Origin of the sequence: Bacillus sp. UNC69MF, from assembly GCF_000746035.1 — a bacterium.
Taxonomy (GTDB): Bacteria; Bacillota; Bacilli; order Bacillales; family Bacillaceae; genus Bacillus; species Bacillus velezensis.
Genome location: NZ_JQKM01000003.1, coordinates 101,142 through 121,231, shown reverse-complemented (window position 1 = coordinate 121,231; position 20,090 = coordinate 101,142). Strand labels below are relative to the sequence as shown.

Sequence of the window (20,090 nt, the reverse complement as noted above, 5' to 3'; positions counted from 1 at the left end):
CATGCCGAAACAAATAGATACCATACTCACCAACATCGGCCAGCTGCTGACGATGGAATCCGGCTGCCCCCGATCAGGCGGAAGCATGCAGGATCTTCATGTCACGGAAGATGCCGTCATCGGCATTTCCGACGGGCGCATTGTTTTTGCCGGACATCAAGGAGCGGAGGATGGATACGAGGCAAGTGACATCATCGACTGCGGGGGACGGCTCGTCACCCCCGGCCTCGTCGATCCCCATACCCATCTTGTATTCGGAGGGTCCCGGGAAAAAGAACTGAATTTAAAAATTCAGGGCATGTCCTATTTGGATATTCTGGCGCAAGGCGGCGGCATTTTGTCAACGGTCAAAGACACGAAAGCCGCTTCCGAAGAAGAACTGATTGAAAAAGGGCTTTTTCACCTCGGACGCATGCTGTCATACGGCATCACGACGGCAGAAGTAAAAAGCGGGTACGGACTCGACAAAGACACGGAGCTGAAACAGCTGACCGCGGCGAAGAAACTGGGCGAACGCCAGCCGGTCGACCTTGTCACGACCTTTATGGGGGCACACGCCATTCCGCCTGAGTACCGGAACAGCCCTGACGAATTTCTGAATCGCATGCTGCAGCTTTTGCCTGAAATAAAAGAAAAAGGCCTCGCGCAATTTGCCGATATATTCACAGAAACAGGCGTCTTTACCGTCAGCCAGTCACGGGACTACCTGAAAAAGGCGTCTGAAGCTGGTTTCGGCCTGAAAATCCATGCTGATGAGATTGACCCGCTCGGCGGCGCGGAATTGGCGGCAGAGCTGCATGCTGTTTCTGCCGATCATTTGGTGGGGGCGTCTGACGAAGGCATCGAAAAGCTAGCGGCGTCCGGAACGATCGCCGTCCTGCTGCCGGGCACGACTTTCTATCTCGGCAAACACACTTATGCGAGAGCCCGGGAGATGATTGATGCGGGCGTACGGGTCAGTTTGGCGACTGACTTCAACCCGGGCAGCTCACCGACGGAAAATCTCCAGCTCATTATGTCGATTGCCGCGCTTCATTTAAAAATGACCGCGGAAGAAATCTGGCACGCTGTCACCGTTAATGCCGCGTATGCGATCGGAAAAGGCGAAGAGGCCGGACAAATTAAAGCCGGACGGGCGGCTGACATTGTCATTTGGGAAGCGCCGAATTACATGTATATCCCGTATCATTACGGCGTCAATCATGTCCGCCGTGTCATCAAGAATGGAAAGACGGTTGTCTCAAGGGAGGGAGCCGCTCTTGGATAAGTATCCGTTTCTGCAAAAAGCCGGCTCCCTCTTCAACGACCGCCATGTGACAAGGATCGGCGATGTGACGGAAGCGTGGGCGGGACAAACGATCAAGGGGCCGGCTTTGATCGGCGTTCCGCTTTCTAAGTCGTCAATCAGCCATTCCGGCGCCTGCTTTGCACCCGGTGCGATCCGCCGGGCGCTCGGCGGGATTTCCGCTTATTCCGCGGAGCTGCGGGAGCATGTCATTGACCATCTTTACGATATCGGTGATATTCAGATTCACGTCACGGATGTCGTCACATCTCACGAACACATTTATCGGACCATTCATGACATTCTGACGGACCAGCCTGACTGGGTGCCCGTCATTCTCGGCGGCGACAACTCCATCAGTTATTCCACCATTAAAGCCATTGCGGAAACGAAAGGAACAACGGCCGTCTTTCAATTCGACGCCCACCACGACGTCCGCAACACAGAAGACGGAGGACCGACAAACGGCACGCCATTCCGCCGGCTGTTAGATGAAAATATCATAAGCGGACAAAATCTGATTCAGCTTGGAATCAGGGAGTTCAGCAACAGCTTGGCATATGAACAATATGTAAAAGAACGTCAGGCAGACGTGCATACAATGGAGATGATCCGTGAGAAAGGGCTCCTCCGAACGATACAAGAGGTCTTGCCGGCCGTTCAAAAAAGAGCTGACGCCATTTTTATTTCGGTTGATATGGATGTGCTGGATCAAGCTCATGCGCCCGGCTGCCCCGCGATCGGCCCCGGAGGCCTGTATACCGAGGAACTGCTTCAGGCGGTCAGGTTTTTAGCCCAGGAGGCTGACATCTCGGGTATTGAGATCGTTGAGGTTGATCCGACACTTGATTTTCGCGATATGACAAGCCGGGCAGCCGCACACGTCATTTTACATGCATTAAAGGGATTTAAATTGTCACGTTAAAGTCAAATCCGGCACGCGTGCTCTCGGCTGCCGGAAGATTCTCACGCCACGCAAAAAGGGGGAGATCACGATGGATGTTGATCAAGGCGGCAATCAACTAAAGCGCACGATGAAAAGCAGGCACTTATTTATGATTTCATTGGGAGGGGTCATCGGCACGGGGCTGTTTTTGAGCACAGGGTATACATTGAGCCAGGCCGGGCCGGGCGGGACGATCGCCGCTTACCTGATCGGCGGCTTGATGATGTATCTTGTCATGCAGTGTCTCGGAGAATTGTCAGTAGCCATGCCTGTGACCGGTTCATTTCAAACGTATGCGACAACGTTTATCGGGCCGTCCACGGGCTTTATGGTCGGTATCATGTATTGGGTGAATTGGGTGGTGACGGTAGGATCGGAGTTTACAGCTTCCGGTATCCTCATGCAGCGCTGGTTTCCCCACAGCAGCGTCTGGATGTGGAGCGCGATTTTCGCGGCTCTCCTTTTTGCGGCCAATGCATTCTCCGTTAAATTGTTTGCAGAAACAGAGTTTTGGTTTTCCAGCGTCAAAATCGTTACCATCCTTTTATTTATCATCTTAGGCGGCGCCGCGATGTTCGGTTTGATTTCATTGCACGGTTCGGGTGAAGCTCCGATGCTGTCGAATTTCACCTCGCACGGCGGACTGTTTCCGAACGGCTTTCTTGCGGTTTTCATCGCAATGATTTCCGTAAGCTTCGCCTTTTCAGGGACGGAGCTGATCGGAATTACCGCTGGCGAAACCGCCAATCCGGCAAAAGATATTCCGCGTTCGATCCGGAATGTCGCCTGGAGAACAGTCATCTTTTTTATCGGCGCCATTTTTGTGCTGTCCGGACTGATCTCCTGGAAGGAAGCCGGTGTGATTGAAAGTCCGTTTGTCGCGGTCTTTTCCCAAATCGGTATCCCATACGCCGCAGATATCATGAATTTCGTGATTTTAACGGCTTTGCTTTCGGTCGCCAACTCCGGACTGTACGCTTCCACCCGGATGCTGTGGTCTCTTGCGAATGAAAACATGATCAGCGCCCGGTTCAAAAAAGTCACGCCAAAAGGCATTCCGCTGAATGCTCTGCTCGCCAGCATGGCCGTTTCCTGCATATCCTTGATCTCAAGCATCGCCGCCCCGGGCACGGTCTACGTGGTGCTCGTGGCAATAGCCGGATTTGCCGGCGTCGTGGTGTGGATGAGCATCGCCCTGTCTCAGCTGTTATTTCGAAAACATTATGTGAAAAACGGCGGACGCGTCTCGGATCTGACCTTCCGCACACCGTTATACCCTCTCGTTCCGATCGCCGCTGTGATCTTATGTTTCGCTTCATGCGTAGGCCTTGCATTTGATCCCAATCAAAGAATCGCCCTCTTCTGCGGAATTCCTTGTATGATCCTGTGCTATCTCATTCGTTTTTTGAGAAAGAAACAGCCGAAACAATCCGTCCGTGACATTCATTTGGATAAAACCATGCCATAAAAAAAGGCACATACTGATGAGGTATGTGCCTTTCTTCTCTTATTCCGTAATCAGCGTATGAATCAGTTTCGGCGCTTCCGCTTTTTCTGAGATGCGGATGTTGTCATAGACTTTGGCGGTCACGTCGTCAACGTTTTCGCGGTTGGCGTAAAGGGTGACGAGCGGTTCGCCTTTTTCGACGTTGTCACCGACTTTTTTGCGGAGCATAATGCCGACGGCAAGATCGATTTCGTCCTCTTTTGTCGCACGTCCCGCGCCCAACAGCATCGCTGCGACGCCGATTTCGTCAGCGACGATTTCTGAAACGACACCCGCTTCTTTCGCCGGAACGTCAATTTTGTACGCTGCCTGCGGAAGTTTGGACGGATCGTCAACGACAGAAGCGTCTCCTCCCTGATTGCTCAGGAACTCTTTGAACTTTTCAAGCGCTTTGCCGTTTTTCATGACTTCCTGAAGCTTTGTTCTCGCTTCTTTCAATGTCTCAGCTTTTTTCGCCAATACGACCATTTGGCTGCCGAGCGTGAGGACGAGTTCGTTTAAGTCTTCAGGCCCTTCCCCTCTTAATGTATCAATGGCTTCTTGTACTTCCAGAGCATTCCCGATCGCAAAACCGAGCGGCTGCGACATGTCAGAAATCACGGCCATCGTCTGGCGGCCGACGTTGTTTCCGATGCGCACCATTGCTTTGGCGAGGTTCACGGCGTCTTCATCCGTTTTCATAAACGCCCCGGCTCCCGTTTTGACGTCAAGCACGATGGCATCTGCTCCGGCGGCGATTTTTTTACTCATAATTGAGCTTGCGATCAGCGGGATGGAGTTCACCGTACCCGTTACATCACGCAGCGCATACAGCTTTTTATCGGCAGGCGTCAAATTGCCGCTTTGTCCGATGACGGCTACCTTGTCGCGGTTCACAAGCTTGATGAATTCATCTTTTGACAATTCCACGTGGAAGCCTTCGATCGCTTCCAGCTTATCAATGGTTCCCCCCGTATGGCCGAGACCGCGGCCGGACATTTTAGCGACGGGAACGCCGAGCGCCGCGACGAGCGGTGCGAGTACGAGAGTTGTCGTGTCGCCGACCCCGCCCGTAGAGTGCTTGTCGACCTTAATGCCTTCAATGGCGGAGAGATCAATCGTTTCCCCTGAATTCACCATCGCCATTGTCAGATCGGCGCGCTCCTGATCTGTCATATCCTGAAAGTAAATCGCCATAGCCAGCGCGCTTGCCTGATAATCAGGGATGCTTCCGTCCGTGTATCCTTTTACGAAAAATTGAATTTCTTCTGTTGTCAGTTCTTTTCCATTTTGTTTTTTTACAATAAGATCTACCATTCTCATGATCTATCACCTGTCCTTCATTTATGTTCAGTGAATCAATCCGACGATCGCCGCTGTCAGGAAGCTGACGAGCGTTGCGCCGTACAGCAGCTTCAGCCCGAACCGCGCGACGACGTTTCCTTGTTTTTCATGCAGCCCTTTCACCGCACCGGTAATGATTCCGATAGAGGAGAAATTCGCGAATGAGACAAGGAATACAGATACCACTGCCTGTGTATGCGCACTGAAATGGAAATCGCCGGATGAGAGTGTCTGCATCGCCACAAATTCATTCGATACCATTTTCGTCGCCATAATGCTTCCGGCGCTCACCGCTTCATTCCACGGAATACCGGTTAAAAACGCAAACGGCGCGAAGACATATCCGAGCAGCGCCTGGAATGTAATGCCGAAGACCGCATTAAAAACGCCGTTGACCAGAGCAATGAGTGCGACAAATCCGATCAGCATCGCCGCTACGACGACGGCGACTCTGAATCCATCCATTATATACTCACCGAGCACTTCAAAAAAGGATTGCTTTTCTTCTTCAGGAACGACGATCAAATCCTCTTCTTTGCTGACGGTGTACGGGTTGATGATAGAAGCGATGATAAATCCGCCGAATAAGTTCAGCACAAGCGCCGTCACGACGTATTCAGGCTTCAGCATCATCATGTAAGAACCGACGATCGACATTGAGACCGTCGACATTGCGGACGCACAAAGCGTATATAAGCGCTGTTCAGTAAGATAACCGAGCTGTTTTTTCAAACTGATAAAGACTTCTGATTGCCCTAAAATCGCGGATGCGACAGCGTTGTAAGATTCGATTTTCCCCATTCCGTTCACCTTGCTTAACGCAAGACCGATATACTTCGTGATGAAGGGGAGGACCTTCCAATGCTGCAGAATTCCGATTAAAGCGGATATAAAGACGATCGGCAGAAGCACGCTCATGAAGAACGTCGTCTGTTTCGCATTCACAAGCCCGCCGAATACAAAGTTAATCCCTTCTGATGCATATTCCAGCAAGTAGTTAAATCCTTTTGCAAAACCGCCGACAAGAAAATTCCCGATACCGGTGTTGAGGAGAATATAACCGAGAATCAGCTGCAGCACGAGCATGACGGCGATCGGCCGGATTCTGATTCTTTTTTTGCCGTTGCTGGCAAGCCAGGCAAGACCTAAAAACACAATGATTCCGATAATTCCGATGAGATACTTCATATGTGTTCTCCTTTTATTTGTATTCGCTTACAATTTTTTATGCATCAACAAAGAAAGAGGATGGCGGAAGCTTTCAGCTTCCGCACTGCTGATTAATAGTCGCTGCTGCCGCTGTCTCCGCCGCTCACGATAGAGACGCCCGCACTTGCGCCGATCCGGCTCGCGCCCGCAGCGATCATGCTGTCAACATCAGCTTTTGTTCTGATGCCGCCTGATGCTTTGACCCCGATGTCCGGTCCGACTGTTTTTCTCATAAGAGCGATATCTTCAGCCGTTGCCCCGCCTGTAGAAAAACCGGTAGACGTTTTGACGAAATCTGCGCCTGCGGATACCGCCAAGCGGCACGCGCGCTCTTTTTCTTCATCTGTCAAAAGGCATGTTTCGATGATCACTTTGACGAGCGCTTTTTTATCAGCTGCTTCAACTACCGCACGGATATCAGCTTCAACCGCTTCATCATCGCCGTCTTTTAATGCGCCGATATTGATGACCATGTCAACCTCAGTTGCCCCTTTTGAGATGGCATCCTTCGTTTCAAATGCTTTTGTTTCCGATGTCGTTGCGCCGAGAGGAAAGCCGATAACGGTGCAAACGTCAACTCCAGTGCCTTTCAGTTCCTCCGCTGCGAGTTTGACCCAAGTCGGGTTTACACAAACGGAAGCGAATTTATATTCTTTTGCTTCTTTTATCAGTTGTAAAATATCCGCTTTTTGTGTATGCGGTTTCAAAGCAGTATGGTCTATTTGACTTGCAATTGACATTGTATGCACTTCCTTTTTCCTAGGATACGTTTAGAATAACCGAATTTTGAACATATGTAAATTGGTAATTGAAATTATGTTCATGAATTGTCACAATCTTGAATGAGTTTTTTGGCCGTATGCTGATCGGTAATCAAAACGTTGGCGTACTTTCCTTTCAGGGCACCGTGAATGGCCTTGCATTTTCTGCTGCCGCCCGCCACCAGAATCGAACGCTCTTTCATTTTCAAGTCGCTGAGCTCGACTCCGATCGTCCTGCCGTTAATGCTGCTGCTGCAAATCCTGCCTTCCTCGTCAAAAAAGCGCGAACAAATATCGCCGACTCCGCGTGCTTTCAGCAATTGTTTCTCTTCTTCCCGGAAATAGCCGAGTCTGAAAAGCAGCGCCTCATCCCGGACGGTTCCGACCGTAAACAGGGCGATATTGGCTTGTCTGCCCATTTCAATGATCCGCTTAATATGTCTGTCCCGTTCGACCATCTGTTTCACATCGGCGCTGTCAAATATAACCGGCAGCGGTAAATACCTCGGCATGGTCTGAAATGCTTCGGCGAACAGCTGAATCGTTTCTGACGAGTACGTATTGACATTGGAATGACTGATGCCGCCTTTCAGCTGCACGACTTCAACGCTCTTTACCTGCTTCGGCTCCATGCGGCTTGCGATCTGGTACATCGTCGTCCCCCAGCTTACGCCGAGTATATCGCCGTCCTTTACGGTTTTATGCATATAGTCTGCGCCATAGCGGCTTAAGTAATGTGTAATGGCCTGGTAATCGTCGCTTGGAGAAAAGACGACGTGCGCCTCAAGCAGCCCGTATTTTTCTTCCAGCTTCGCGCCGAGTTCGTCCAGATCCTCAAACGGGTCCATGACGCGAATTTGAACATACCCTTTTTCCTTTGCGTACTGAAGCAGCCTTGAAACGGTGGGGCGTGACAGATCAAGCCGTTCGGCGATCTGCTGCTGGCTGTAATCTGATTGATAATATAGTTTTGCCGCTTCTATGCTGAGCTGCTGTTTTTCACGATCCATGTCGCGCCTCCCCTCTCCGCTTATCATATCACCAAAACACGCGGTAAAAAAGCACCCTCTGATGGGGTGCCTATTTTTTCAGCACAAGCTCCTGAATCGCATGCGCCACGCCGTGTTCGTTATTTGATTTCGTTTCAAAATCAGCTATCTCCCTTACTTCCGGGATGGCATTGGCCATTGCCACACCGCAGCCGGCCCACTGAATCATGGACATGTCGTTGCCGTTATCGCCGATTGCCATGACGTCTTTCTGTTCAATGCCGAGTTTTTCGGCCAGCAGCTTGACTGCGTTTCCTTTACTGACTTTCGGGTGAAGAATCTCATGGAAGAATGGCGCGCTTTTGACCATTGTGTATGTTTCCTTGAATGATTCCGGAATGGAAGCGATCGCTTTCTCCAGCTTGTCCGGATCGTCAATGAACATGACTTTCGGAATCAGAATATCCTTCGGCACTTCATCGATCGTGCGGAAATGAAGCGGCACTTTCGTAATGTATGATTCGTATACCGTGTATTCACTGATATCCCGGTTCGGCGTGTACAGATTGGCTGTGTCAAAGTAATGCATCGGAGTATCCAGCTGTAAGCTCAGCTCGTAAAGCGACTTCAAATCCTCATAACCTAATGACTGCTCGGCCACGACACCGTTTGTATACGTATTTTGGACGAGTGCGCCGTTATAGGCAATCACAAAGTCGCCTTCTTCCTGTAAGTTCAGCTCTTCCAAATACCGACGCACGCCGCCGATCGGCCGGCCCGTGCACAGGACGATATTGACCCCTTCCGCTTTGGCGGCATCAAGCGCCCCGCGGACTTCAGCCGTCACTTCATGATGATCGTTTAGTAGTGTTCCGTCCATATCTATTGCGATTAACTTGTACATCCTGCATCTCCTTTGTATCCTTTTCTTCTTATGCTTTCATCATATCGTTTTTTCGTTTCAATGAAAAATCAAACGGACGAGTTTCTCCGCCTTCTCTTCGTAAACCGGGCCTGCCTCCGGATGCGGGGCCGTCTTTTCCCCTTGTCAGCTTGTTCGCCGCCGTCATCTGTTTTCTGCTTCAAGAGCATCAGCCCCGCCGCAAAGAAAGGGACGGCCGCTATGTCCAGAAGGGCAAGCTTTATTCCCATCGCTGCGGGAAAGTATGCCCATAATGAACGGCTGTTCCGCCTGATCATGATATAAGAAACGATTTCCAGCAGGATAAACAGAGCGTTCACCCACAAGTAAATGAGCATTGCCGCAAACAGAAACAGCAGGAGCGTATTCCGCAGCGTGCCGGAAAACAGAAGAGCGCGCATCATATCAAAGAATGAAAAAGACTGCATGCTTCCGTTGACGACATTGGGATTGTAAATGGTAAAACGCCCGAACTGATCAAAAAGCATAAAAAATAACCATAACAGTGAAAACCATTGAATGATATGTACGATGACACCCGTCAAAACGAGTCTGTCGGCAGCCTTATTTCTCATGTGCATCCTCCCCGCCGGTTTTTATTCTTGTCATTGTTTTTGTTTCTCCGTATATCTTCCAAATGAGCGTACCGTTTTTTCCTCTTTTCAACGTGCTTTTGACGGGGTGCGGATGTCCGAGGTATTCAATCTCGATCGTCCCGTCCGTGTTTTGTGAGATCACCTTGTACACATCTGAGGGCATGGCAACCTCGCCGCGGCCTTGAATGACCTGCTTTGTCAGCACGCTGTCTTTCGTAAACGTGACGGTTTCAGATCTGACCCCGTCCATCGGGCCCGGCTTCAGCCCTGCATCCCATGTCCCGTAATAAAAAGGGGTATCGTCTGCTTTCTTTTGCGAGCAGCCTGTTATCATGACGCATCCGAAAACAAGAACCGTCATGATGAAAATCCGTATGTTCCGCAACATGATCACCTTCCTTTGAAGCTTTTTTACGCCTGTAACTTAGGCGGATGCCGTGGCACTGTGCAATTGACTACATAGTGTATAAAGACTTCACTAGATAAGGAGAATGATGAATGAACCCATATCAGTACTACACCCCGCCTGCCTATTTCCCTCAGCAGCAGGAATACGAAGTGAACCGCGTTGAGTATGAGCCGTATCAGCAGCAGGAAAGCTATTATTATGCGCCCCCTCAGTCCGAAGAGCGGCAGCCGACAGGTTTAGAACGGAGAGTCGCCCAGCTTGAAAGACAAAACGCCGAGCAAACGAGAGAGCTCACCCGCCTCTCACAAGAAGACCAGCGCCAAAACCGGGAAATCACGCGTATGAATGAGCAGATCAGACGGCTGAGCCAGTCCATTGAAATCCATACCCGCCGCTTAAACCGTTTGAATCAGCGCCTGCGCGCAGTCGAAAACAGACTCAATATTCCTTTTCACGCTACAGAAGGCGGCTTCTGAGAAAAAGGGCCGGAATACAAAGCTCGACAGGCCATCCCGAGCCTTGTATTCCGCTCTGTACATAACAGGTAAATATTTGAATCCTTTTCTTGCATGAATGCCTCTCCTATTCTTTCACATGATAAATGTGTAAAATCAATCACTCCAGGAGGTTTTCATGATGTATCAAAACCAATACAGCGGAAATCAGCTGCAGCAATGCCGCCAAACAGCACAGCAGCTTATTCAGCAGACACAGCAAAGCAGTCAGCAGTACAAGCAAATGCTCCAGCAGGAACAGCAAAACATTCAAATGCTTCAGCAGATGCTTAACCATGAACAGCATGCCGTTCATACCATTCAGCAAGCGCTGCAGGGGCATGAAGCGGCCATTCAAAAATGCCAGCAAATCGTGAATGTGTGCAATCAGCTTCAGCAGGAAGTAAGCGGACACATGCCTGCACCGATGGCAAACGCTAATGTTTCTTCATTCCCGCAAACACAGCATCACACACCGTTTCAGCAGCATTCATACCAGCAATAGGCCGGTCATGCAAATGACAAAGCGCGAGATACCGGCTTTGTCATTTGTTTTTATCTCTGTTTTGTCAGATCAATGCGATGAGCGGGTTGTCCGCCGAATTTTGCTTCCACCTCATGCCTTACCGCTTCATACGCTCTTGCTTCGACGTTTTGTTTAAACACATCAAGCTGTATCAAATAAGCCGCCCGCACTTTCAGCCCGTGAATGATGGAGATGACCCATAAAGGCAGCACGATATACACGCCCGGCGTGCTCGGCAGCACAAAAGCAATTGCTAAAATAATAAAATAATAAGTCCGTATTTCAGCCATTTTTTGTTCTTAGCCCGGTAGCCGATATAGAAAAAGGCCAAGAAAGCGGTCAGCGCAAACGGCGCAAAAGTCAGCAGCAGCCACCAGCTGTGCAGCACTTCCCACCAAGTCCCTCTTTTCGTAATCAACATTCATTCCTCTTCCTTTACTACTATAACATGGATAATCAAGGAAGGTTTTCTATAAAAAACATAGACGGAATGACGTCTTCCTGCTATATTAATAATGATAATCATTATCACTGAAATAGGGGGATCATTATGAAGAAACAATCATGGCTGATCGGCCTGGCACTTCTGCTTGTTTTCGCATTAAGCGCTTGCAGCGGCGCGAAGGAAAACAATGGATCGGCATCAGGCAAAGGAAAGACAGACATGCGTACATATGAATCAACAAAAGGAAATATTGACATACCCGCACATCCGAAACGGATCGTCACTGACTTTTATGCAGGTGAGCTGCTGTCCGTTGACGCAAATGTCGTCGGGGCGGGCTCATGGGCTTTCAAAAATCCGTTTATCAAAAAACAGCTGAAAAACACCACGGACATCGGCAATCCCGTCAATGTGGAGAAAGTGATGCAGCTGAAGCCTGATTTAATCGTGCTGATGAAGGATGACCAATACGAGAAACTATCGAAAATCGCACCGACGATTGTCATTCCTTTTAACACCGCAAAGAATACGAAAGATACGGTCAGCCTATTCGGCGACATTGCCGGGGCGAAGGATAAAGCCAAAAGCTTTATGGCAGACTTCAACAAAAAAGCCGAAGCGAATCAAAAGCGCCTCAAAAACGTGATCGGCAAAGACGAGACAGTCGGCCTTTATGAAACGACGGATAAAGGCGAAATCTGGATTTTCAATGACAATTCCGGCCGCGGCGGCCAAGCCGTTTATAACGCGCTCGGATTGAAAGCGCCGGCCAAAATTGAAAAAGACATCATGAAAACGGGCGCCATGAAACAGGTTTCCCAAGAGGTCATCCCTCAATATGCGGCTGATTATATGTTCATTACCGATTACAATCCGAATGGAGAAAGCAAAACATTTGAGCGTCTGAAAGATTCATCCGTTTGGAAAAATCTCGATGCCGTAAAAAACAATCGTGTCTTTATCAACGATTTCAACACCTTCTATCCTTATGACCCGATTGCCGTCAGCAAACAGATGGATATCATCACCGACATGCTGATCAAACGGGCTGAAGAAAATAAAAAATAAAAAAAACGGCACAGTCATGACACTGTGCCGTTTTTCCTGTTCACTTTAATTTTGACTGTACGGAGCCCGGCATATCTTCAAACCTGACTTCTTCCCAGGTCTCGACATACTTTCCTTTCGCCTTCACCTTCAAATACGCGTTCTTCCGAAGGTCTTTCGCGGCGTAAAAGGTCACTTCTTCTTTTTTCCCGGATGCGTTGTATCCGTCTAATGTATACTCAGTACCGCCCGGGCTAAGATGTTTGCCATCTCGATCAATCTGCACATAGACATCTTGCTGGTGAATAAACGGATTAAATCTGTCTGTAACATCGTTATGAAAAAAGAGAAGTCCGTATATGACGGCAGCGGCCGCCAAGACGGCCAGGATTGCCAATGCTTTTTTCATCTTTGCACTCCCCTTACTTGTTCATTTTTTTCAAATAGCTTGACCGCACTGTGAGGAAGAACAGAAGCTGAAAAATGAAAAACCCTCCGATGGTCAGACTGAGCGGCCCCGCTACATCGGAATAGCCTTCCACGGCCAATGTTCTCAAGGCAAACAGGGTATGCATGACGGCAATGACGAAAGGAAAGAAAAAGAGAATCGCCAATTGTATCGTCACGCTTTGTGCCATTTCACGCTCACTCAGACCGATTTTGGCCAATGAACGGTAGCGCTCCCGGTCCTCATCTAAATCAGTGAACAGCCTGAAATATAAGAAACTTGCTGCCGCGACAAAGAATACAATTGCGATAAACAGGCCGATAAATAAACTCAGGCTCGGCAGCTGCACCGTATCATAGTACGTCCCGGCTTTTGCCATAAAATCAGAATGCACGTCGATATAGTTGCCGTAAATCTCATTTTTCAAGGATTGGCTGATCCCAAGACTGTCTTTCCAATGATCATAGCTGTAGCCGTATAATGACGCTTTTTCACCGAGTGATTTAAGCTGATCAAAGGTTTGATCGTTCACCGCAATGACGGCATTTAATGAAATCAGCGGTTTTTCGACTTCTTTTACCGTCAGTTTTTGGTCAGACGGCTTGCCTTTTTGGTTCAGCAGCTTCAGCTGATCCGGCGCTTCGTTTTTGAAATTGCGGTCATACGTGCCCGGGAAATAGACAGCCTCATCATGTTTCAGGCCGTTCAGCTTGACATGGAAGTATGTTGACACATCCGATTTGCTGATCATGTAAACAGGGGGAACAGTTTCTCCTTCCTGATAGCGGACATAGGAAACATTTATTTTGTCTTTCTTATACGTAAAGCCGTGTGTTTTCAGTTCATGGTCAATTTTTTTCAAATGAGTCTGTTCTTTTGGGTTGCCGCTGTAAGATAAATACTCCATCTCATAACCGGACTCTTCCGCCCCGACAGTCGATTTGTACATCGCGAGCACGCCCGTCGCCGTAAACGCTACCGCGGAAATAATGCTGACGATAAAGAACAGGCGGGCGTTGTCTTTTAATCGATAGACAAGGTCAGAAACCCAAATGACATTTTTCCCGCGCAGATAAAAGGTTTTCCACTTCTTCAGCGCGCGCAGAATCCAGATGCTGCTTTGGCTGAAAAAGAAATACGTGCCGATGACGGTAAGCAGTAAAATGATGAACGGTTGAGTCCCGTGGACATTGCCTTTCAGAACCATGCCGTACCCGCCGCACAGGCAGGCGATGCCGAATATAGACAGAAGCACGGACGGCTTCGGCTCCGGCTTGATCTTGTCAGTGCCCTTTATTAATTTGATCACCGTATTTGATCTGACAAAAAGGATCGTGAACTGCGATAAAAGGAAAAATAAGAGCAGAAATCCGCCGGCCGTAATGCCGAGCGCTTTCCAAGGCATGTACAGAGGCAGCGCGTCCATTTCTAAAATATAAGCGCCGACCGTAAAGAACGTTTTCGAAAAAATGAAGCCTCCGATAATCCCGGCTGCGATCGACATGACGCCGATGATCATGTTTTCCGCCGTAATGAGCTTTCTCAGCTGCACCGGCGTAATACCCTGCATCAGCAGGATGCCGAATTCTTTATTTCTCGATTTCAAAAATGCGTTAACCGAATACAGAACAAATAAGAAAGAAAAAACAAAGATCATCCATTCCGCAGCGGTTAAGCCTTTTCTGGCGATGTTATTCAGGTAGCCTTCCTTTAGTGCCGGATGAAACAGGAACATCGCAAAGGTAAAGAAAATCAAAACGGAAAAAGCGCTGCTTAAAAAGAAAGCAAGATAGGCCCTTTTGTTTCTCGTGACGTTTTTATAAGCGAACTGAAGAAAGGTCATTTGCGTTTCCCCCCAGCATAGACAGCACATCAAGAATCTGCTCATAAAAGACTTGGCGGTTTTCCCCGCGGTAAATCTCATTAAACAGTTCGCCGTCTTTTATAAAGATGACGCGGCGGCAGTAGCTTGCCGCAACCGGATCATGGGTCACCATCAAAGCCGTGATATGATCATCCTGATTCAGGCTCTGCATCGTTTCCATGACGTCTTTTGACGCTTTGGAATCAAGGTTTCCCGTCGGTTCATCGGCCAGAATGAGTGACGGCTTATGAATGACCGCTCTTGCGATGGCGGCCCGCTGGCGCTGTCCGCCGGATACTTCAAACGTCCGTTTGTTGAGCAGGTCTTCAATTCCGAGCTTTGCCGCGATGCCGTGCAGTTTTTCTTCCATGACAGACGGCGCTTCTTTTTCAAGCGTTAACGGCAGCATGATATTTTCACCGATTGTCAGTGTGTCCAGAAGGTTGAAATCCTGAAACACAAATCCGAGCTGCTTGCGGCGGAAATGAGCGAGCTTTGTCCGCTTCAGCCGGTGCGGGTTTTCTCCGTGAATCAGGATATCGCCTGAATCCGGCCGGTCGATCGTTGAAATGATATTCAAAAGCGTTGTTTTTCCGGAGCCGGACGGTCCCATCACCGCCGTGAACCCGCCTTCTTCTATTGAAAACGAAATTTGTTTTAAAGCTTGATAGGACACTTGTCCTTTATAGGTTTTATTTATATGTTTGACTTCAAGCATATTCGCCATGAAAATCCTCCTTATGGTTTTATTCTTGTTGGTCTGGGCTGCTTTCATGTAGTGCCGGGGCATTTAACATAAAAATCCCCTTGACATAAATCCATGTTATCAAGGGGAAACAAAACGAGCTATGTTGTTTTCTTAACGCAGCCTTACATTTTTGTAAGAAATGAAAATCGGACCGATGTCCCTTCACCGGAGGACGAAGTGATGTCCACCGTATGATTAAGCTTGCCCGTAATTTCTTTGACGAGATGAAGGCCGATTCCCGTAGATTCTTGGAAACGCCGTCCGTTTTCGCCGGTGTAATAAGGGTCAAACACCCGCTTGATATCTTGCGAGGGAATGCCGACACCGTAATCTTTGACTTCAAGCACCGTCCTGTCTTCATCGCGGAAGACATTCAGCTCAAGTCTGTCACTCTTGCCTGCCGAATACTTGACCGCATTTGTGACCACTTGGCCGATCGCAAATTTGAGCCATTTCGCATCGGTGTAAATCTGATGATCATCGCGAATATCCATTTTCGGATAGACGCGGTATTGAATAAAAAATCGTTTATAGCTTTGAATGACCGATTGGAGAAGCTCTGATAAGGAAACCGCTTCAACTTTAAAATCCCGCTCAAACAGGTCGAGCCTTGAAGAATAAAGAAGCGTCTCCAGCCCGAATTCAATCTGCCGGACCTCTTTTTTGATTTGTTCAAAGACGGGCTCATCCTCTTCCTGAATGATTAAATTAATGACCGACAGCGGCGTTTTTACTTGGTGCACCCATTGGTTCATATACGTCACCCGCGCGTCAAGCTTGGCTTCGGTCTCATGGAGCTTCTGGTGCTGCATCCGGGTCAGCTCCATCTGCTTTTCATACAGCTCTGAACAAAACACTGAAGAACCGAGATACGGGATGTCCGTCCCTTCCTGCTCCGAGCTGAGCCAATGATACACACCGCGGTCTTTGTACCAGCGATAGGCAAGATATCCCGCCAAAATAAGAAGCTGCACGCCCAATATGTAAAACAGGTGGGAAAAAGAATGAAGACCCGCAAACCAGTAATAAAAGAAAACAAACAGCCCTTGAAGGAGAAAAAGCAGAATCAGCACGGCATGAGACCGGAGAAACAGCTTCATGACAGCGCCCTCAGCTGGTAGCCTTCGCCCCGCACCGATTCAATGGAAACAGGCGCATTCAGCTCCCGCAGTTTTTTTCTGAGCCGCGTGATATACACGTTAAGCGTATTATCATCGACGAAAATGTCGGTGTCCCACGTTTTTTCCATGAGCCGGTCTCTTCCCGTCACCTTTTCTCCCCGCTCCAGCAGCACTTCCAAAAGCTTGCTTTCTTTTTTAGAAAGCTCGCTTTTTTCGTCCTGAAAGCGCAGTTCAAACCGTTCCACAAAGAGCTGCACACCGGCATATTCAACCACTTTCTCTCCCTGCTTGGCGGCGTACTCTCCGTATGCCCTGCGGATCTGGCTTTTGATTTTCGCCAGCACAATATCGTAGGAAAACGGTTTTTCGATATAATCATCTCCGCCGTTTTCAATCGCCATCACTTGATCCATTTCCCCGCTTCTGGCTGAGATGAAAATGATCGGGCTTGTAGAATGCTGGCGGATCTGGCGGCACCAATAATAGCCGTCATAAGACGGCAGATTGATATCAAGCAGCACCACATCAGGCTTTTCCCGCAAAAAAACATCAAGAACAGCCGTGAAATCCGCAGCGGCCACGGTTTGATATCCGTATTTTTCAAGGTAATTCTGCAATAGTCCGCGAATGTCTTCACTATCTTCCACAATCATGATTTTATTCAAACTGAACCACTCCCGTTTCTTACACTGCTGCCATCATCATAATCGTTTCGGGCGTACGGGCGCAACACCGCACAAAAAAACCGCCATCTTGGCGGTTTCCGTTCTCATCAGCCGACCTGCTGTTTTACGGCTTTACCGGCTGATCCGAACTCTCTCATTTTGCTTCGCACCGTCTCTTCCACGGCTTCAATGCCGGGTGTCATGTAGCCGCGCGGTTCGTACAGATCACCGTTTTTCTGAAACATGCGGCGTGTTTCGTCTGTCCAGGCTACCATACATTCCGTGTTGATATTGATTTTCGCGTGGCCGAGCGTGATGGCTTTTTTGATCTGATCCTGCGGAATCCCGGATGCTCCGTGGAGAACGAGGGGAATATCAGTCATGCGGGAGATAGCCTCCATTTCTTTAAATCCGAGATTCGGTTCACCTTGATATTTGCCGTGGACGGAGCCGAGGGCGGCGGCCAGCGCGTCAATATTGGTTTCTTTGACGATCAGCTCACATTCGGCGACATCGGCATAGCGGACCCCGCCGACCAGCCCGTCTTCCATACCGCCGACCGTGCCGACTTCTGCTTCTACTGAGGCGCCGTGCTTAGCTGCATAATCGGCGACTTCTTTTGTCATCGCGATGTTCTCATCAATCGGATGATGGGAGCCGTCAATCATCACTGAGCTGAATCCGGCGTCAATGGCCTGTCTGCAGCGTTCCGCACTGCTTCCGTGATCAAGATGGAGCACGACGGGAACGGTAATCGCCATTTCTTCCATTAACGCGCCGACCATGGCGGAAATCGTTTTAAATCCGCCTAAATAGTCGACCAGACGATCGGAAGCCGCGGCGATGACCGGCGATTGCTCCTTTTGCGCCGCTTGCAGAATCGCCTTCGTCCATTGGAGGCCGTTGATATTAAATTGGCCGACTGCATAATGCTCCCGTTTCGCTTCTGCAAGAAGATGTTTCATGGTGACAAAAGCCATGTTCACGCCTCCTTCATGAAGTATTTTGATACGACGGCTTCCGTTGTTTCCTTTGCCGTTTTGATCGTTTCCTCCGCAGTCAGCTTATAATATTCAGGTCTGAACAGCTCTACGGAGACAACATCATTGAATCCGATTTCTTTTAACGCTGACAGATGGGCGTCTAAGTCAATCGCACCCTGTCCAGGCCAGACGCGGTCTTCATCTGTTAAAAAGCCGATCGGAAAGTCTTCTGTATCGTCGATATGATAGATGAAAATTTTCTTTCCGTCCGCCTGCTTCAAGCTCTCAATATTGGAGCCCATCGCGTGGAAATGGAAGCTGTCAAACACCAGTCCGACATTATCGCGGCCGACAGCGTTCACGATGTCATACGCCTGTTCAAATGTATTGACCGTACATTGCGGGTGGCCGACAAATTCAAGGGCAATGTTTACGCCGTACGGCTCCGCGATGTCCGAAAGCTCAGTCAGCACCTCTATGCTGCTCTTTTTGATCTCTTCTTTCAAGATCTTCCGCTCTGTCACAAGCGGCACGGCCACCACATATTTCACGCCGAGCGTCCTGCAGGTTTCCATCATGCTTTTGAATTCCGAAATGATCTCCCTATAGCCCTTCTCATCACGGTTGTTGAAGAAAACCAGTGCGTTCAGGGCAAGCGGTTTAATGTGATGGGTGCGAAAATATTCCGCCAGATCGGCCAGTGAATGGTCTTTTAAGTATTCCGGCAGTTTATCCATTGTGCGGATTTCAATATAATCATAGCCGTGCTTTTCGCACAGTTCTAAATCCTGTTTCAGGTTTGAATTCTCCAGCGTAGTCGCTTCATTAAAGCAAAGTTTCATGTCAGCCTCTCCCATCCGCGTTTTCGATATGAAGGGAGTCCGGCTGGAGGGCTTTTTTGCCCCGCTCCGCCGAACTCCATACTCAGCTTATGCCATACCTAATTCTTCCTTTAATTTCTTAAGCGTGGTCCGGCTTGATTCATCCGCTCTTTCGCCGACCCAAGCAAAAACGGCGTTCGTCGCAATTCCGTCGAATTTCATCTCTCTCATCTTTCTGAAAATCGTTTCAAAATCAACCTCGCCTTGCCCGATGTCCAAATGCTGGTGAACCGTTACTTTCGCGTCAGGCGGGTTGACGATGTAGCGCAGGCCATGCGCCGCTTTATGATTAAAAGTATCTGCAAATAAAACATGTGTGAGGCGGTCGCCGGCTTCATCAAACATGGTCGCAATATCGCCTTTTCCGTCATCATAGAAGAACGTATGCGCAGTCGAGTAGACAAGATTGATCCAATCCTTGTCAAGCGCGCGGATCATATCCATCGCCCCTTTGTGCGTTTCGATAAAATCGTATGGATGAGCCTGCAGATTGAGTTTAACGCCTTCTTTTTCAAAGACGGGCAGCAGTTCATCCATGGATTTGATGAATTTTTCTTCACTTGTCAAAGGATCATATTTTGAACCGCTGAATTCACTGTTCATCAAATCCACTTCAAGTTCAACCGCAATTTCGATCGCCCGTTTCCAGTTGCGCACGGCGGCCTGACGACGGTCTTCATCAGGACCCGCCCAGTGGTAAAGCGGAAGAAGAGAAGACAGCTTCACACCTGTATCCTTTAAAAGGCGCTTCAATTGTTTGATTTTTGCTGAATCGACTTTCGGATATTTATAGAAAGGACAAAAATCCTCGCGCGGGGACAGTTCGATATATTCGTATCCGAGTTCCGCCGTTTTATAGACCATTTCTTCTAACGTTAAATCATCGCGGTACATGGAGGGATCTAAGGCCAGTTTCATTTC

General features: G+C 48.9%; 21 protein-coding genes and 1 pseudogene. 6 read left to right on the top strand and 16 right to left on the bottom strand.

Annotated elements, in window-relative coordinates:
* Nucleotide 1: 1 nt before the first annotated feature.
* The 3 genes from hutI (at nt 2) to BR62_RS0100575 (ending at nt 3,699) form a co-directional block, all read left to right on the top strand.
* Nucleotides 2–1,267 carry an imidazolonepropionase gene (hutI, locus tag BR62_RS0100585; protein ID WP_032869315.1) on the top strand — a complete coding sequence of 422 codons (1,266 nt, stop codon included), beginning with the start codon at nt 2–4 and terminating at the stop codon, nt 1,265–1,267.
* Entirely contained in the window at nt 1,260–2,210 is a 951-nt protein-coding gene (gene hutG / locus BR62_RS0100580) for a formimidoylglutamase (protein ID WP_017418560.1), read from the top strand. The genes hutI and hutG overlap by 8 nt, the downstream gene beginning before the upstream one ends.
* Before the next feature lie 70 nt (nt 2,211–2,280).
* On the top strand, nt 2,281–3,699 hold the full coding sequence (locus BR62_RS0100575; RefSeq protein ID WP_007407815.1) for an amino acid permease: 1,419 nt from the start codon (nt 2,281–2,283) through the stop codon (nt 3,697–3,699).
* Between the two features lie 39 nt (nt 3,700–3,738).
* On the opposite strand, the gene BR62_RS0100570 is transcribed toward BR62_RS0100575, so the two are convergent.
* The 7 genes from BR62_RS0100570 to BR62_RS0100540 all read right to left on the bottom strand — a co-directional run bounded on the left by BR62_RS0100570 (nt 3,739) and on the right by BR62_RS0100540 (nt 9,926).
* Entirely contained in the window at nt 3,739–5,040 is a 1,302-nt protein-coding gene (locus tag BR62_RS0100570; RefSeq protein WP_015240894.1) for a pyrimidine-nucleoside phosphorylase, read from the bottom strand.
* Nucleotides 5,041–5,067: 27 nt separating this feature from the next.
* The gene (locus tag BR62_RS0100565; RefSeq protein WP_004393280.1) at nt 5,068–6,249 is read right to left on the bottom strand and encodes a NupC/NupG family nucleoside CNT transporter; all 1,182 of its coding nucleotides are present in this window, start codon (nt 6,247–6,249) and stop codon (nt 5,068–5,070) included.
* A gap of 92 nt (nt 6,250–6,341) precedes the next feature.
* Nucleotides 6,342–7,010 (bottom strand): deoxyribose-phosphate aldolase, encoded by a 669-nt coding sequence (gene deoC / locus BR62_RS0100560; protein ID WP_004393277.1) that lies wholly within the window; start codon nt 7,008–7,010, stop codon nt 6,342–6,344.
* Nucleotides 7,011–7,090: 80 nt separating this feature from the next.
* Complete coding sequence (locus BR62_RS0100555) at nt 7,091–8,041, bottom strand: sugar-binding transcriptional regulator (RefSeq protein ID WP_032869313.1); 951 nt, start codon at nt 8,039–8,041, stop codon at nt 7,091–7,093.
* Between the two features lie 70 nt (nt 8,042–8,111).
* The gene (yidA, locus tag BR62_RS0100550; protein ID WP_015240895.1) at nt 8,112–8,924 is read right to left on the bottom strand and encodes a sugar-phosphatase; all 813 of its coding nucleotides are present in this window, start codon (nt 8,922–8,924) and stop codon (nt 8,112–8,114) included.
* Between the two features lie 68 nt (nt 8,925–8,992).
* A complete protein-coding gene (locus tag BR62_RS0100545; RefSeq protein WP_007407820.1) occupies nt 8,993–9,517 on the bottom strand; it encodes a hypothetical protein in 525 nt (174 codons plus the stop codon).
* Nucleotides 9,507–9,926, bottom strand: a complete 420-nt coding sequence (locus BR62_RS0100540; protein ID WP_007407821.1) for a lipocalin family protein — start codon at nt 9,924–9,926, stop codon at nt 9,507–9,509. Before BR62_RS0100540 ends, BR62_RS0100545 begins: the two co-directional genes overlap by 11 nt.
* A gap of 110 nt (nt 9,927–10,036) precedes the next feature.
* Between BR62_RS0100540 and BR62_RS0100535 the strand changes: the two genes are divergently transcribed.
* Nucleotides 10,037–10,423, top strand: a complete 387-nt coding sequence (locus BR62_RS0100535; RefSeq protein ID WP_007407822.1) for a hypothetical protein — start codon at nt 10,037–10,039, stop codon at nt 10,421–10,423.
* 160 nt (nt 10,424–10,583) lie between these two features.
* Entirely contained in the window at nt 10,584–10,946 is a 363-nt protein-coding gene (locus tag BR62_RS0100530; protein ID WP_007407823.1) for a hypothetical protein, read from the top strand.
* Nucleotides 10,947–10,996: 50 nt separating this feature from the next.
* Here BR62_RS0100530 and BR62_RS0100525 read toward each other — a convergent pair.
* A pseudogene (locus BR62_RS0100525) lies at nt 10,997–11,388 on the bottom strand (hypothetical protein).
* Nucleotides 11,389–11,517: 129 nt separating this feature from the next.
* Between BR62_RS0100525 and BR62_RS0100520 the strand changes: the two are divergent.
* Nucleotides 11,518–12,480, top strand: a complete 963-nt coding sequence (locus tag BR62_RS0100520) for an iron-hydroxamate ABC transporter substrate-binding protein (protein WP_025285529.1) — start codon at nt 11,518–11,520, stop codon at nt 12,478–12,480.
* Nucleotides 12,481–12,520: 40 nt separating this feature from the next.
* Here BR62_RS0100520 and BR62_RS0100515 read toward each other — a convergent pair whose 3' ends face one another.
* The 8 genes from BR62_RS0100515 to BR62_RS0100480 all read right to left on the bottom strand — a co-directional run bounded on the left by BR62_RS0100515 (nt 12,521) and on the right by BR62_RS0100480 (nt 20,087).
* A complete protein-coding gene (locus BR62_RS0100515; protein WP_012118831.1) occupies nt 12,521–12,868 on the bottom strand; it encodes a YxeA family protein in 348 nt (115 codons plus the stop codon).
* A gap of 13 nt (nt 12,869–12,881) precedes the next feature.
* Entirely contained in the window at nt 12,882–14,750 is a 1,869-nt protein-coding gene (gene yxdM, locus BR62_RS0100510; RefSeq protein ID WP_032869311.1) for an ABC transporter permease YxdM, read from the bottom strand.
* Nucleotides 14,725–15,498 carry an ABC transporter ATP-binding protein YxdL gene (gene yxdL, locus BR62_RS0100505; RefSeq protein WP_007614823.1) on the bottom strand — a complete coding sequence of 258 codons (774 nt, stop codon included), beginning with the start codon at nt 15,496–15,498 and terminating at the stop codon, nt 14,725–14,727. Before yxdL ends, yxdM begins: the two co-directional genes overlap by 26 nt.
* Nucleotides 15,499–15,641: 143 nt before the next feature.
* Complete coding sequence (gene yxdK / locus BR62_RS0100500; protein WP_020958066.1) at nt 15,642–16,619, bottom strand: two-component system sensor histidine kinase YxdK; 978 nt, start codon at nt 16,617–16,619, stop codon at nt 15,642–15,644.
* A complete protein-coding gene (gene yxdJ, locus BR62_RS0100495; RefSeq protein ID WP_004393241.1) occupies nt 16,616–17,305 on the bottom strand; it encodes a two-component system response regulator YxdJ in 690 nt (229 codons plus the stop codon). Before yxdJ ends, yxdK begins: the two co-directional genes overlap by 4 nt.
* A gap of 107 nt (nt 17,306–17,412) precedes the next feature.
* Entirely contained in the window at nt 17,413–18,285 is an 873-nt protein-coding gene (fba, locus tag BR62_RS0100490; RefSeq protein ID WP_032869309.1) for a class II fructose-1,6-bisphosphate aldolase, read from the bottom strand.
* Between the two features lie 2 nt (nt 18,286–18,287).
* Nucleotides 18,288–19,130 (bottom strand): 2-keto-myo-inositol isomerase, encoded by an 843-nt coding sequence (gene iolI / locus BR62_RS0100485; protein ID WP_007407832.1) that lies wholly within the window; start codon nt 19,128–19,130, stop codon nt 18,288–18,290.
* A gap of 87 nt (nt 19,131–19,217) precedes the next feature.
* A complete protein-coding gene (locus tag BR62_RS0100480; RefSeq protein ID WP_007407833.1) occupies nt 19,218–20,087 on the bottom strand; it encodes a sugar phosphate isomerase/epimerase family protein in 870 nt (289 codons plus the stop codon).
* Nucleotides 20,088–20,090 lie beyond the last annotated feature (3 nt).